General features: G+C 63.7%; 11 protein-coding genes. 10 read left to right on the top strand and 1 reads right to left on the bottom strand.

What is annotated here, in order from left to right; genetic code table 11:
• Positions 1-108: 108 nt before the first annotated feature.
• From ACXAEH_RS10500 to ACXAEH_RS10515, 4 genes are all read left to right on the top strand, one after another.
• On the top strand, positions 109-1,605 hold the full coding sequence (locus ACXAEH_RS10500; RefSeq protein WP_475032581.1) for an ABC transporter substrate-binding protein: 1,497 nt from the start codon (positions 109-111) through the stop codon (positions 1,603-1,605).
• A gap of 95 nt (positions 1,606-1,700) precedes the next feature.
• Complete coding sequence (locus ACXAEH_RS10505) at positions 1,701-2,651, top strand: ABC transporter permease (RefSeq protein WP_475032583.1); 951 nt, start codon at positions 1,701-1,703, stop codon at positions 2,649-2,651.
• A 1-nt stretch (position 2,652) separates the two neighbouring features.
• Entirely contained in the window at positions 2,653-3,495 is an 843-nt protein-coding gene (locus ACXAEH_RS10510) for an ABC transporter permease (RefSeq protein ID WP_475032584.1), read from the top strand.
• A 10-nt stretch (positions 3,496-3,505) separates the two neighbouring features.
• On the top strand, positions 3,506-5,539 hold the full coding sequence (locus tag ACXAEH_RS10515; RefSeq protein WP_475032586.1) for a dipeptide ABC transporter ATP-binding protein: 2,034 nt from the start codon (positions 3,506-3,508) through the stop codon (positions 5,537-5,539).
• Positions 5,540-5,555: 16 nt separating this feature from the next.
• Here ACXAEH_RS10515 and ACXAEH_RS10520 read toward each other — a convergent pair whose 3' ends face one another.
• Positions 5,556-6,674 carry a THUMP domain-containing class I SAM-dependent RNA methyltransferase gene (locus ACXAEH_RS10520; RefSeq protein ID WP_475032587.1) on the bottom strand — a complete coding sequence of 373 codons (1,119 nt, stop codon included), beginning with the start codon at positions 6,672-6,674 and terminating at the stop codon, positions 5,556-5,558.
• A 278-nt stretch (positions 6,675-6,952) separates the two neighbouring features.
• On the opposite strand from ACXAEH_RS10520, the gene ACXAEH_RS10525 reads away from it, so the two are divergent.
• The 6 genes from ACXAEH_RS10525 to ACXAEH_RS10550 all read left to right on the top strand — a co-directional run bounded on the left by ACXAEH_RS10525 (position 6,953) and on the right by ACXAEH_RS10550 (position 12,963).
• Complete coding sequence (locus tag ACXAEH_RS10525) at positions 6,953-8,686, top strand: ABC transporter substrate-binding protein (protein ID WP_475032589.1); 1,734 nt, start codon at positions 6,953-6,955, stop codon at positions 8,684-8,686.
• Positions 8,687-8,843: 157 nt separating this feature from the next.
• Positions 8,844-9,908 (top strand): ABC transporter ATP-binding protein, encoded by a 1,065-nt coding sequence (locus ACXAEH_RS10530; RefSeq protein WP_475032590.1) that lies wholly within the window; start codon positions 8,844-8,846, stop codon positions 9,906-9,908.
• A gap of 7 nt (positions 9,909-9,915) precedes the next feature.
• On the top strand, positions 9,916-11,010 hold the full coding sequence (locus tag ACXAEH_RS10535) for an ABC transporter ATP-binding protein (RefSeq protein ID WP_475032591.1): 1,095 nt from the start codon (positions 9,916-9,918) through the stop codon (positions 11,008-11,010).
• Complete coding sequence (locus ACXAEH_RS10540) at positions 11,010-11,873, top strand: carbohydrate ABC transporter permease (protein WP_475032593.1); 864 nt, start codon at positions 11,010-11,012, stop codon at positions 11,871-11,873. Before ACXAEH_RS10535 ends, ACXAEH_RS10540 begins: the two co-directional genes overlap by 1 nt.
• A gap of 13 nt (positions 11,874-11,886) precedes the next feature.
• The gene (locus tag ACXAEH_RS10545; protein ID WP_260016048.1) at positions 11,887-12,684 is read left to right on the top strand and encodes a carbohydrate ABC transporter permease; all 798 of its coding nucleotides are present in this window, start codon (positions 11,887-11,889) and stop codon (positions 12,682-12,684) included.
• Positions 12,685-12,963, top strand: coding sequence for a DUF2160 domain-containing protein (locus tag ACXAEH_RS10550; protein ID WP_039150888.1), 279 nt, complete (start codon positions 12,685-12,687; stop codon positions 12,961-12,963). It abuts the gene before it with no gap.
• Positions 12,964-13,150: the final 187 nt, after the last annotated feature.

Below are 13,150 nucleotides of genomic sequence, written 5' to 3' on the forward strand. Positions count from 1 at the left end.
CTGAAGCCCCCCTGCCCCGTCACAAATCTGTCACCGGCGCCAGCAATTCCCTGCGGCAGGCACTCACGCCTCCACAATTTCCAGCGGGCAACGCCCCGAGGTAGACCCATGAAAAAGCCGCTTTTGCTTACCGCTGCCATCGCCATGGCCAGCTCTGCCGCCACCGCCGAAACCCTGCGCATCCCGCATGAACTGGGCTATGGCGGTTCGGAATCAATCGACCCGATTTCACCGCAGCGCTTTTATGAAGCGATCCAGAATGTGTACTCCCGCCTGGTCCGCCAGGGCGCGGACGGCCGTCCCGCTGCCGATCTGGCGCTGGAATGGTCCGCCACCCCGGATGCCAAGGAGTGGACGTTCAAGCTGCGCCCGGGCGTGACCTTCCACAACGGCAATGCCTTCACCGCCGGGGACGTCGCGTTCTCGCTGATGCGCACCCAGTCGGAGACCATCGACAGCCCGACCAAGGGTGTAATGGCGGTGATCGACCGCGTTGAAGTGGTGGACGAGCTGACTGCCAAAGTGGTGCTGAAGCAAACTCACGCCGACTTCCCGCTGCTGGTGATGGATTACCGCATCAAGATGCTCGACGCCGAGACCTGCGGGGGCGATCTGGATGCGCTGTGTGAAAGCGGTATCGGCACCGGCCCGTTTCAGCTGGTGGATTATGACCCGCTGGGCACCACAACGCTGAAGCGGTTCGACAACTACTATGGCGGCACCGTTGGCACCGGGAACATGGAGCTGATCGCGATTGCCGACCAGGACGCCCGTGTTGCCGCGCTGCAGGCAGGCCAGATCGACTTTGTCTATGCGCTGTCGGCCGAGCAGGTTCCGCTGTTTGCAAACAACCCGGGTTTCACCGTGCAGTCGGTTCCGACCGGCCGTTGGGTTGGCCTGGTGATGAATACGCAAGAAGCGCCCTTCAACGACCCGCGTGTGCGCAAGGCGATCCGCATGTCGGCGGACCGTGACGCCCTGGGCAAGCTGGTTTACGGCAAGGACGGCTATATCACCTCCTGCGACCACCCGGTCTGGTCCGGCGACCAGTACCGCGCAGAGATCGACTGCGCCCGCGACATCGAGGGCGCCCGCGCGCTGCTGGCCGAGGCCGGTTATGCGGATGGGCTGACGGTTGAACTGTTTGTCTCCGACATCTCGGAAGGGGCGGTGAAGATGGCCGAGGTTCTGCAGAACCAGGCCAAGGACGCGGGCATCGCGATCGAGCTGGTTCCGGCGCCGTCCGATGGCTATTGGGGCGATGTGTGGATGAAAGAACCTTTCTTTGCCACCGGCTGGTCGCAACGGCCCGCAGACCAGATCCTGAACGAGGCCTACCGGTCCACCGCAGCCTGGAATGAGACCGCGTGGAACAGCGGCGAGTTCGACGCCAAGCTGGACGCCGCCCGCGCCGAGCTGGACTTTGACACGCGTAAGGCGCTGTATGGCGAGTTGCAGAAAGAGCTGTGGGAGAACGGCGGGTCCTTCATTCCGGTCCACCTGAACACCGTCCGCGCCTTCAGCTCCAAACTGTCAGGCATCGAAGCCGTCGAGGATTTCTCGATCCGCTATGAGGATGTCGTGAAGGCAGGCTCCGGCTCCTGATCGATAATCAAAGGGGTGTCTCCCCCTTCAAACTGGCGCGGCCTTCCCCACGATCTGCAGGCCGCACCCCTTCCTTTTCCCGAAAGGGCCAGCCAATGCCATCCCTGATCCTGCGCCGCTTTGGCTTTGCGGCCTTCACCATCGGCTTTGTGTCGATTGTCATGTTTGCTGCTGTCGAGGCGCTGCCCGGCAATGTCTGCACCTCTTTCCTGCAGCGGTTTGCCCAGGGCCCGCGGCTGGAGCGCTGCATCGAACAGCAGGGGCTGGACCGGTCTGCCCTGGCCCGCTACGGCGATTGGGCCCTGGGCGCCGCGCAGGGCGATTTCGGCTACTCGCTGAAGAAGCGCAAACCGATCAATGAGCTGATCTGGGAACGCTTCCGCAACACTGCCCTGCTGGGCGGGCTGGCGGCGCTCTTGGCCATTCCCTTCGCTATCTTCCTGGGCATCGCTGCCGGGGTCAGGCGGGACAGGCCTTTGGACCTGTCGTTGTCTGGCGCTGCAATGCTGGCGATGACAATCCCTGAGTTCGTGACGGCCACTGCGCTGATCTATGTCTTTGCCATCTCGCTGCAGTGGTTCCCCGCGGTGACGATTGTCTCGCCTGGTGCAGGCTTCATGCAGATGCTGCCGAACATTGTCCTGCCGGTGATTGTGCTGAGCGCGGTACTGATCGCACATATCATGCGGATGATGCGGGCCTCGGTGATTGATGCGATGGCCTCGGACTATGTGCAGATGGCGCGGCTGAAGGGCGTGCCGGAGCGGCAGATCATCTGGAAACACGTGGTGCCGAATGCGATGATCCCGGCGCTGAATGTGATTGCGCTGACCATTGCCTGGCTGCTGGCCGGCGTTGTGGTGGTCGAGAAAGTCTTTAACTACCCGGGCCTTGGCACGCTGATGATCCAGGCGATCCACGACCGCGACCTGCCGCTGGTGCAGGCCATCGCGCTGATCTTTTCCGTCATCTATGTGGGGGTGAACCTCGCGGCGGATCTTGCCGCGCTTGCCCTGGACCCGCGCCTGCGCCGGAAAGGGCACTGATATGCTGAAACTGCTTTGCTCTATTGCGTCGAAACCTTCCGGCGCGCTTGGCCTTGGGCTGACATTGTTTCATCTGGCGGTGGCACTGCTGGCCCCTTGGATTGCGCCATTTGATCCAACCGCGCAGAACGCCGACGCGGTCCTGCTGGCGCCCAACGCGACCCACTGGATGGGCACCGACACGCTGGGCCGCGACGTGTTCAGCCGTGTGGTTTACGGCGGGCGGCTCGCCATTGCGGTCACCTTCACCGCGGCGGTGATTGCCACCCTCTGGGGCGGCTTTGCCGGTATCTTCTTTGGCACCGTTGGCGGGCGGATGGACGAGTATTCCATGCGCATCGTGGATGCCTTTCTGTCGATGCCGTGGCTGCTGTTCCTGTTGCTCATCATCTCAATCGGCGGCGCCGGGCCGCTGACCATCATTCCGACGCTGGGCTTTTTCTATGGCGTGGCGGTGCTGCGCGTGGTGCGGGGGGCTGCGATGCAGGTGGCAGCGCGGGATTTTGTCACCGCCGCCAAGGCGCGCGGCGAGACACTGCGGGTGATCCTGACGCGCGAGATGTTCCCGAACCTCTCCGACATCCTGCTGGTCGAGGGCGCGATGCGCTGGAGCTGGATGCTGCTGGCGTTCTCCTCGCTGTCGTTCCTGGGCTTTGGCGCCACCCCGCCAACACCGGACTGGGGCCTGATGGTGGCGCAGGAGCGCGGGCTGCTGTCGACCGCACCCTGGGGCGTGTTCTGGCCCTGTGTGGCGCTGAGCTCGCTGATTATCGGGATCAACCTGCTGGCGGACGCCGCGGGCAAGGCCCTGGGTCTGGACCGTGCAACCGCAGTTGCCGTGTGAGGGGAATGTCATGGCTGAACCATTGATCAAGATCGAAGACCTGTCCCTGGGGTTCACCGCCAAGGACGGCCGCCAGGCCCCGATCCTGCGCGGGCTGTCGCTGGAGCTGGCGCCGGGCGAGACGCTGGGCATCGTCGGTGAAAGCGGCTCTGGCAAGTCCACCGTGGCGCTGGCGATGATGGGCTATCTGAAACCCGGCCTGTCGGTGTTCCGCGGCCGGGCGGTGTTTGACGGCAACGACATGTTTGCCTTGCCGGAAAAGCAGCGGGCACGCCTGCGCGGCTCCTCGATTGCGCTGATCCCGCAGAACGCGGGCCAGGCGCTGACACCGACGCTGAAGATCGGCCAGCAGATTGGCGAGGCGCTGCGGCTGCACACCGCGCTGGGGATCGGGGGGCGCCGCGCCAAGGTGCTGGAGCTGCTGGAACGGGTGCGCCTGCCCAGCCCCGAAGACATTGCCGAACGCTATCCGCATGAGCTGTCGGGCGGCCAGCAGCAGCGCGCCGCGGTGGCGATGGCGCTGGCGGGCAATGCCAAAGCGCTGCTCTTGGATGAGCCGACCACCGGGCTGGATGTGACCACCCAGGCGCATATCCTGGAGTTCCTGCGCGCGCTTGCCAAGGAGCTGGGGGTGGCGATGATCTATGTGAGCCACAACCTCGGCGTGATTGCCCGCGTCGCAGACCGGGTGGCGGTGATGTATGCGGGCATGCTGGTGGAGGAAGGCCCGACGCGCGACGTGCTGCGGGCGCCAGACCATCCCTATACCCGCGGGCTCTTGGCCTCGATCCCGCGGCTGGGGGCGCCGGGCATTCCAGCCTCGATGCCGGGTGTGCCGCCTGCGGTGGGCTCGGAGCTGACGGCTTGCGCCTTTGCCGGCCGCTGCCCGCAGATGCGGCCCGCGTGCTTGGATGGCGTGCCCATGCTGGAGCGCCGCGGCCGCGCCCTTGTGCGCTGCCCTTTTGCTGGTGAACCTGCGCCGGAGCACGTCAGTACGGTTCGTGAACCGCAGGTGCAGGAGGTGCGCGCGCTGGAACTGCGGGAGGTGGCGATCAGCTATCACAAGCCGGGTCTCTTGGAGCGCTGGCTGAAGAAGCCGGAGCCCGCGCCGACCGTGGACCGCGCTGAATTCACACTGAAGAAAGGCGAAACTCTAGGGCTGGTGGGGGAGTCCGGCTCCGGCAAATCCACCATCCTGCGGGCCATTGCAGGGCTGGCGGGCACCCGCAAGGGGGCGGTGACTTTGGGTGATGGTGAGAGCCTCAATGCGCCGGTGGCAGGCCGCGACCGCGAGACCCTGCGCCGGGTGCAGATGATCTTTCAGAACGCCGACGCGTCGCTGAACCCGCGTCAGAGCATCGGCGAGATCCTGATGGCGCCGCTGCGGTTGTACTTTGGTCTCAAGGGGGCGGAGGCGCAGGCGCGGGCCGAGGCGCTGTTGGAGGCCGTGCGCTTGCCTGCGCGCTATATGTCCCGCTTTCCTGGACAGTTGTCAGGCGGCGAGAAGCAGCGTGTGGGCGTTGCCCGGGCCTTTGCCGCCAATCCGGAGGTCACGCTCTGCGATGAGGTGACCAGCGCGCTGGATGTCTCGGTGCAAGCGGCGGCGCTGGCGCTGCTGACGCGGCTGCAAAAGGAAAACGGATCGTCCTATATCTTTGTCAGCCACGATCTGGCGGTGGTGCGGGCTGTCTCGGACCGGGTGGCAGTGCTGTACCAAGGGCGGATCTGCGAGATCGGTCCGGCGGAGCAGGTCTATGCGCCGCCCTATCACCCCTATACCCAGACGCTGATGGGGGCGGTGCTGGAGCCGGATCCGGACGCCGCCCCAGCCCTTCTGGCCAATGACATGAGTGAAAAGGCCCCGCCTGCCACCGGCTGCCCGTTCCAGCGCCGCTGCGCCAAGCGGATCGGATCGATCTGCGATAGAGAGGTGCCGCCCGCGCAGGAACTGGCGAACGGGCATGTCATCCACTGTCATCTTCAGATGAGCGCTGCCGGATGTCAGGAAGCGGCCGCGGCGCCCGAATTGGTGCCTGCTGAGTGAAAGCTGGTCCGCTGTCTCAGGGCAGCGGATCCGTTTTGAACAGGCGGATTTTCAGCCCTCCATGGGCCACCGGCGCGCCAAAGGGCAGGAACGGCAAGCTGGTCGCCTTGGCCAGAGAGGTTTCCGAGGTGACGATGCCCACGCGCCAGCCAGAGAACCGCTCCATCAGCACCTGTCCCAAGGCGCCGTAGAGGGCGTAGAGCAGTTTCTTGTTGCCGATCCGGGCTCCGTAGGGCGGGTTGACGATCACCAGACCGGGCGGGCCGTCGGGGCGCTGCAAATCGCTGACCGCCGCCTGGGCAAACCGGGTACACTCCGCCACGCCGGCGCGGTCTGCATTGGCGGCGGACATTTCCACCGCACCGGCATTGCGATCGGAGCCGTGGAACAGCAGATCAGTCTCCTGCGCTGCGCCCTGCTGTTTCAGCTCTTCCCAGGCGGCGGCGTCAAAAGTGGCCAGTTGTTCAAAGGCAAAGCTGCGGCTGCGGCCGGGCAGCAGCCGCCTGGCGATCTCGGCGGCCTCGATAACGAAGGTGCCGGAGCCGCACATCGGGTCGACCACCGGCTCAGCCCCGTCATAGCCGCATTCGCGCAGAAACAGAGCCGCCAGGTTTTCGCGCATCGGGGCCTTGCCGACGGCGGATTTATGACCGCGCTTGTGCAGCCCTTCGCCCGAGGTGTCGACGCTGAAGACGCAGAGGTTGTCCTCGATCCGGAGCTTTACCGTCAGCTCCGCGTCCTTGGTGACCGGCGCGCCGAGGGTCTCGGCAATCGCCTTTTCCACCCGCTGGGCGGCGGCGCCGGCGTGGTAGATCTTGGATTTTTTGTTGGTGGCAACCTCGACCTTCACCGGCACATCCGGGCGCAGCACGTCGCCCCAGGGGAACTTGCGCGACCGCTTGTCGAGCTGGGCCAGGTGGAAGGCGCGGAATTCGCCGATCCGGGCCAGCACCCGGGCCGCACCGCGCAAAGAGAGATTGGCGCGCCAGACCTCCCGCCAATTGCCCTGCACCGTCACCCCGCCGGGCACTGCCTTGGGCGCGGCAAAGCCAAGCTTTTTGACCTCAGCCAACAGCGCCTGCTCCAGGCCCGGTGCGGCGGTCAGGAAGATCTCGAATGTGTTTTCAGCTGTCATGCCCGCCTCCTTATCCGCAAAGCGCAGGCGCGGCGACCGTTTTTTGCGGGGCCGCAGAGGCGGAAAATACCGTTGCGTCACACCTGCTGATGCTGCAATGCGGCAATCAGAACGAGGCGAACCCACACCTCGCGAAGCTTAATTTTACCGTTCAATTTCAAACAACTAACGATTACTAAAAAATTAGTTTGACAACAACTTCCAACCTATGAAAGCTCTATGCCAGTCAGATGCAGCCAATGCACAGCTGGCCTTAATAGACTTTCAGGGAGGAAAAGATGCGCAAGTATCTTTTGTCCGCAGCCGCCGTTTGCGCCGTGGTTGCGGGATCGATGGCGTATGCCGATGAGACGGCCGCCAGAAAATGGATTGATGAAGAGTTTCAGCCGTCGGTGCTGACCAAGGATGAGCAGCTGGCAGAAATGCAGTGGTTCATCAAGGCGGCCGAGCCTTACAAGGGCATGGAAATCAACGTGCTATCGGAGGGTATTCCGACGCACAGCTATGAGTCCGAAGTGCTGACCAAGGCGTTTGAGGAAATCACCGGCATCAAGGTGAACCACCAGATCCTCGGCGAGGGCGAGGTCGTTCAGGCCGTGCAGACCCAGATGCAGACCAAGCGGAACCTCTATGACGGCTACGTCAATGACTCCGACCTGATCGGCACCCATTCGCGCCTGCAGCTGGCTTATAACCTGACCGACATGATGGCGGGCGAGTTCAAGGACGTGACCAACCCCGGCCTGGACCTGGGCGACTTCATGGGCACCCAGTTCACCACCGGCCCGGATGGCGATCTCTATCAGCTGCCCGACCAGCAGTTCGCCAACCTCTACTGGTTCCGCAAGGACTGGTTTGATCGCGAGGACCTGAAGGCGGCCTTCAAAGAGAAATACGGCTATGAGCTGGGCGTGCCGGTCAACTGGTCTGCCTATGAAGACATCGCTGAGTTCTTCAGCGAGCAGGTGAAGGAAATCGACGGCACCGCGATCTATGGCCACATGGATTACGGCAAGCGCGCGCCTGACCTGGGCTGGCGGATGACTGATGCCTGGCTGTCGATGGCGGGCGCCGGTTCCAAGGGTGAGCCGAACGGCGTGCCGATCGACGAATGGGGCATCCGCATGGATGCAGGGACCTGCAACCCGCAGGGTGCCAGCGTGACCCGCGGCGGTGCTGCCAACGGCCCGGCGGCGGTCTATGCGATCCGCAAGTGGGACGAATGGCTGCGCAAATACGCGCCTCCGGGTGCGGCGTCTTATGACTTCTACCAGTCGCTGCCGGCACTGGCGCAGGGCAATGTGGCGCAGCAGATCTTCTGGTACACTGCGTTCACTGCCGACATGGTCAAGCCGCAGTCCGAAGGCAACAACACCGTTGACGCCAGCGGCACCCCGCTGTGGCGGATGGCGCCGAGCCCGCATGGTCCCTATTGGGAAAAAGGCCAGAAGGTTGGCTATCAGGACGTGGGGTCCTGGACTTTCCTGAAGTCCACGCCGGTGGACCGGGCGCAGGCAGCTTGGCTCTATGCCCAGTTCGTGGTCTCCAAGACCGTGGACGTGAAGAAATCCCACGTGGGCCTGACCTTCATCCGCGATAGCTCGATCAACCACGCAAGCTTCACCGAGCGCGCACCCAAGCTGGGCGGCCTGGTCGAGTTCTACCGCTCGCCGGACCGTGTGGCCTGGTCGCCGACCGGCGTGAACGTGCCGGATTATCCGAAGCTGGCGCAGATCTGGTGGCAGCAGATCGGCGACGTGAACTCGGGCGCCTTCACCCCGCAGGAAGCGATGGACCGCCTGGCTGAGGAAATGGACATCACCATGGCCCGGATGCAGCGCGCGGACGAGCAGGCGAATGTCTATGGCGGCTGCGGCCCGCGCCTGAACGAGGAGAAGGACGCGGAGTGGTGGTACGCCAATGGCGGCGCCAAGCCGCCGCTGGAGAACGAGAAGCCTGCGGGCCAGACCGTCAACTATGACGAGCTGGTCGCCCGCTGGGCAACGCAGTAAGGAACTCCTCCCGGTCCGGCCAGGCTCCCCATCGCCCGGCCGGGCTGAACCAGGCCCCGGAGACCCTTTCCCGTCTTCCGGGGCCTTCTTCCCCAAAAGACCGCGCGCGCCGGATGCCGGTGCGCAAACAGGCCGCCTGCCGGAAAGTCAAAGCAAGATGGCACTCGAACTCAAAGACGTGACCAAGCGCGTCGGCGCCATTCAGCACATCAAGGAAGCCTCGCTGCTGCTGGAACCCGGTCACTTTAATGTCCTGCTGGGCGCCACTGGCTCAGGCAAGACGTCCCTTATCAAACTGATGGCGGGCCTCGACCCGATGGCCAGCGGCCAGGTGCTGATGGATGGCGAGGATGTCAGCCGTCTCAGCACCCAGAAACGCAACATCAGCCTGGTGCATCAGTTCTTCATCAACTACCCGCATATGACGGTGTTCGAAAACATCGCCTCGCCGCTGAAAGTGGCAGGCATGGCCAAGTCGGAAATTGCCGGCCGGGTCGAGGAAGCCGCAGAAATCCTGCAGTTGAAGCCGATGCTGCACCGCCGCCCGCATGAGCTGTCCGGCGGCCAGCAGCAGCGCTGCGCCCTGGCCCGTGCAATCGCCAAGGAAAGCCGCGCGGTGTTCCTGGATGAGCCGCTCGCCAACCTCGACTACAAGCTGCGCGAGGAACTGCGCGACCAGTTGCCCGAACTGTTTGCCGGCCGCGGCGCGGTGGTGGTCTACGCCACCTCGGAACCGGAGGAGGCGCTGCTCCTGGGCGGCAGGACCGCGCTGATGCGCGACGGGCGGGTGACCCAGTTCGGCCCCACCGCCGAGATTTACCGCAACCCCGGCAATGTCGACGCGGCGCGGGTGTTCTCCGACCCTCCGATCAACACCGCCGAGATCACCAAGCAGGGCAGCACCGCGCGCCTTGGCGCAGGTGTCACCTGGGAGCTGAGCGGCGACGCCGCGAACCTCAGCGACGGCCCCTATACCATCGCCATCCGCCCGCACCACGTGCTGCCGGTCGCGCGCAACGGCGCCCATGTGCAGCTGTCAGGCCAGGTGCAGGTGACCGAGCTTTCCGGCTCTGAAAGCTCTGCCCATTTCGACATGGGTTCCGGCAGCTGGGTCTCCCTCGCCCACGGCGTCCACCCCTACCGGGTGGGTGAGCTGCACGATTTCTACATGGACCCTGCGCAGGCCTATTTCTTTGCCCCCGACGGCAGCCGCGCGGCGTGAGGCATCAATGGCTAAAATAACACTCTCCAAACTGCGCCACAGCTATTTTTCCAGCCCTAAGTCCGCCTCGGACTACGCGCTGAAGGAAATCGACCTCGACTGGACCGACGGCGGCGCCTATGCGCTGCTCGGCCCCTCGGGTTGCGGCAAATCCACCTTGCTCAATATCATCTCGGGACTGCTGGTCCCGTCAGAAGGCCAGATCCTGTTCGACGGCCAGGACGTGACCGCCCTGCCCCCGGACCAGCGCAACATCGCCCAGGTGTTCCAGTTCCCGGTGATCTACGACACCATGACGGTTTACGACAACCTGGCCTTCCCCCTGCGCAACCGCGGCCGGGATGAGGCCACCGTGCACCAGCGTGTGATGGCAATTGCCGAAATGCTCGAAGTCACGGAGATGCTGGACCAGAAGGCAGCAGGCCTGTCACCGGACAATAAACAGAAGATCTCCATGGGCCGCGGCCTGGTGCGCGAGGATGTGAACGTGGTGATGTTCGACGAGCCGCTCACGGTGATCGACCCGCATCTGAAGTGGAAGCTGCGCTCCAAGCTGAAGGAGCTGCACCAGCGGGTGAAGGCGACGATGATCTACGTCACCCACGACCAGACCGAAGCGCTGACCTTTGCCGATCAGGTGGTGGTGATGCAACTGGGCGAAGTTGTGCAGATCGGCACGCCGGTCGAGCTGTTCGAACGCCCCGCGCATACCTTTGTCGGCCATTTCATCGGCTCGCCCGGCATGAACATCCTGCCTTGCAGCGTGCAAAACGGCGCCGCCGTCTTTGCCGGTCAGGCGATCCCGCTGGAAGGCCCCATTCAGGGCGAGGCTGACGGTCAAACCGAAATTGGCATCCGCCCGGAGTTCGTCGCGCTGGCAGACCGCGGTCTGCCCGCTACGGTCACCAAGGTCTCGGACGTTGGCCGCCACACGGTTGTGGAATGCGAGGCCGGCGGCTGCCGCATCAACGCCGTGACCGAAGGCAATGCACCAGACAAAGGCAGTTCCGTGCATCTGGCTTTCCGCCAGGACATGACCCGGCTTTACGTGGATGGCTGGATCGCCACCTCCCCCGCTGCAGACGAACAAGGAGCGGCCTGATGAAAACCGAAAACCAGAAAGCCTGGTTCTTTGTGCTGCCGGTGCTGCTGCTGGTCGCCTTCAACGCGCTCATTCCGATGATGACGGTGGTCAACTATTCGGTGCAGGAGACCTTTGGCGACAACGTGTTCTTCTGGCAGGGCCTGGACTGGTTCCAGCAGATCCTGCGTTCTGACCGCTTCCACGCAGCGCTTGGGCGGCAGTTCATGTTCACCTTCCTGATCCTGATCATCGAGGTGCCGCTGGGCATCGCCATTGCGCTGTCGATGCCCCGCAAGGGCTTCTGGGTGCCGGTGTGCCTGGTGCTGATGGCCTTGCCGATGCTGATCCCGTGGAATGTGGTGGGCGCGATGTGGAACATCTTCACCCTGCCCGACATCGGCCTTTTGGGGTACTTCCTGAACCATGTGCTGGGCATCAGCTATGACATGACGCAGGACCCGGTTGCGGCCTGGGTGACCATCGTCACCATGGATGTGTGGCACTGGACCTCGCTGGTGGTGCTGCTGAGCTATGCCGGCCTGGTGTCGATCCCCGACGCCTATTACCAAGCAGCCAAGATCGACGGCGCCTCCAATTGGGCGGTGTTCCGGTTCATCCAACTGCCGAAGATGAAGACGGTGCTGACCATCGCCATCCTGCTGCGCTTCATGGACAGCTTCAACATCTACACCGAGCCGTTCGTGCTGACCGGCGGCGGCCCCGGCAACTCCACCACGCTGCTGTCGATCGACCTGGTGAAAATCGCGCTTGGCCAGTTCGACCTCGGCCCCGCTGCGGCCATGTCGCTCATCTATTTCGCAATCACTCTGTTGGTCAGCTGGCTGTTCTACACGCTGATGACCAAAGACGACCTGAACTAAGGGAGGGATCACGATGCAGAAACGATCTATCGTCCCCATCGTCTATATCCTGTTCCTGATGCTGCCGATCTACTGGCTGGTGGCGATGAGCTTCAAGACGACGAACGAAATCCTGTCGGGCTTCTCGCTGTTCCCGCAGACCTTCACCCTGGACAATTACAAGACTATTTTCACCGATCCCAGCTGGTACTGGGGCTACATCAACTCGATCCTTTACGTGTCGATCAACACGGTGATCTCCATCGCCGTTGCCCTGCCCGCGGCCTATGCCTTCAGCCGTTACCGGTTCCTCGGCGACAAGCAGCTGTTCTTCTGGCTCTTGACCAACCGGATGGCGCCGGCTGCCGTCTTCGCGCTGCCGTTCTTCCAGCTTTATTCCGCTGTGGAACTGTTTGATACCCATCTGGCCGTGGCCCTGGCCCATTGCCTGTTCAATATCCCGCTGGCGGTGTGGATCCTTGAGGGTTTCATGGGCGGCGTGCCCAAGGAGCTGGACGAAACCGCATTCGTTGACGGCTATTCCTTCCCGCGCTTCTTTGCGACGATCTTTGTGCCGTCGATCAAGGCGGGCGTGGGTGTGGCAGCGTTCTTCTGCTTCATGTTCTCCTGGGTGGAGCTCTTGCTGGCCAAGACCCTCACCGCCGTCGCCGCCAAGCCGATTGCCGCCACCATGACCAAGACCGCCTCCAGCGCGGGCTACGAACTGGGGCTCTTGGCAGCGGCCGGCACACTGACAATCATTCCGGGCGCCATCGTGATCTGGTTCGTCCGCAACTACATCGCGAAGGGTTTCGCGATGGGGAGGGTTTAAATGCTTTCATGGATGGCCTGGACCTGGCCCACAGCGCTGTTGTTCATCGGCATCTTCAGCGCCATCGGCGTGCTGATCATCGCCGAGATCCGCCACCCCGGCGGGGCCGCGCGCAAAGGCGTGCTGGGCCTCACCACCACCCGCGGCGACCGGCTGTTCATCAGCCTGTTGGGCACCTCCTACATCTTCCTGGCCTGGCTGGGCCTGGTGGGGATGCCGCTTTGGTGGCCGCTGGGGCTGTCGATTGCATGGGGCATCTTCTGCTTCTGGAAGGTCTGACGCCGGCGGACCGGGCCATGTTTGGCGCTGCCCCTGCGGGTCATGTTTGGCACTGCCCCTGCGGGTCATGTTTGGCGCTGCCCCTGCGGGTCAAGGGGGCCGCAGGCCCCGCGCAGCGGCTTGCCCTTGACGCGCAAAGAAAAACACAATTGAGCCGGGCCTTGAAGGCACACCTGCCCTTCAAGGC

The organism is Leisingera sp. ABM4_060 (genome assembly GCF_056158765.1).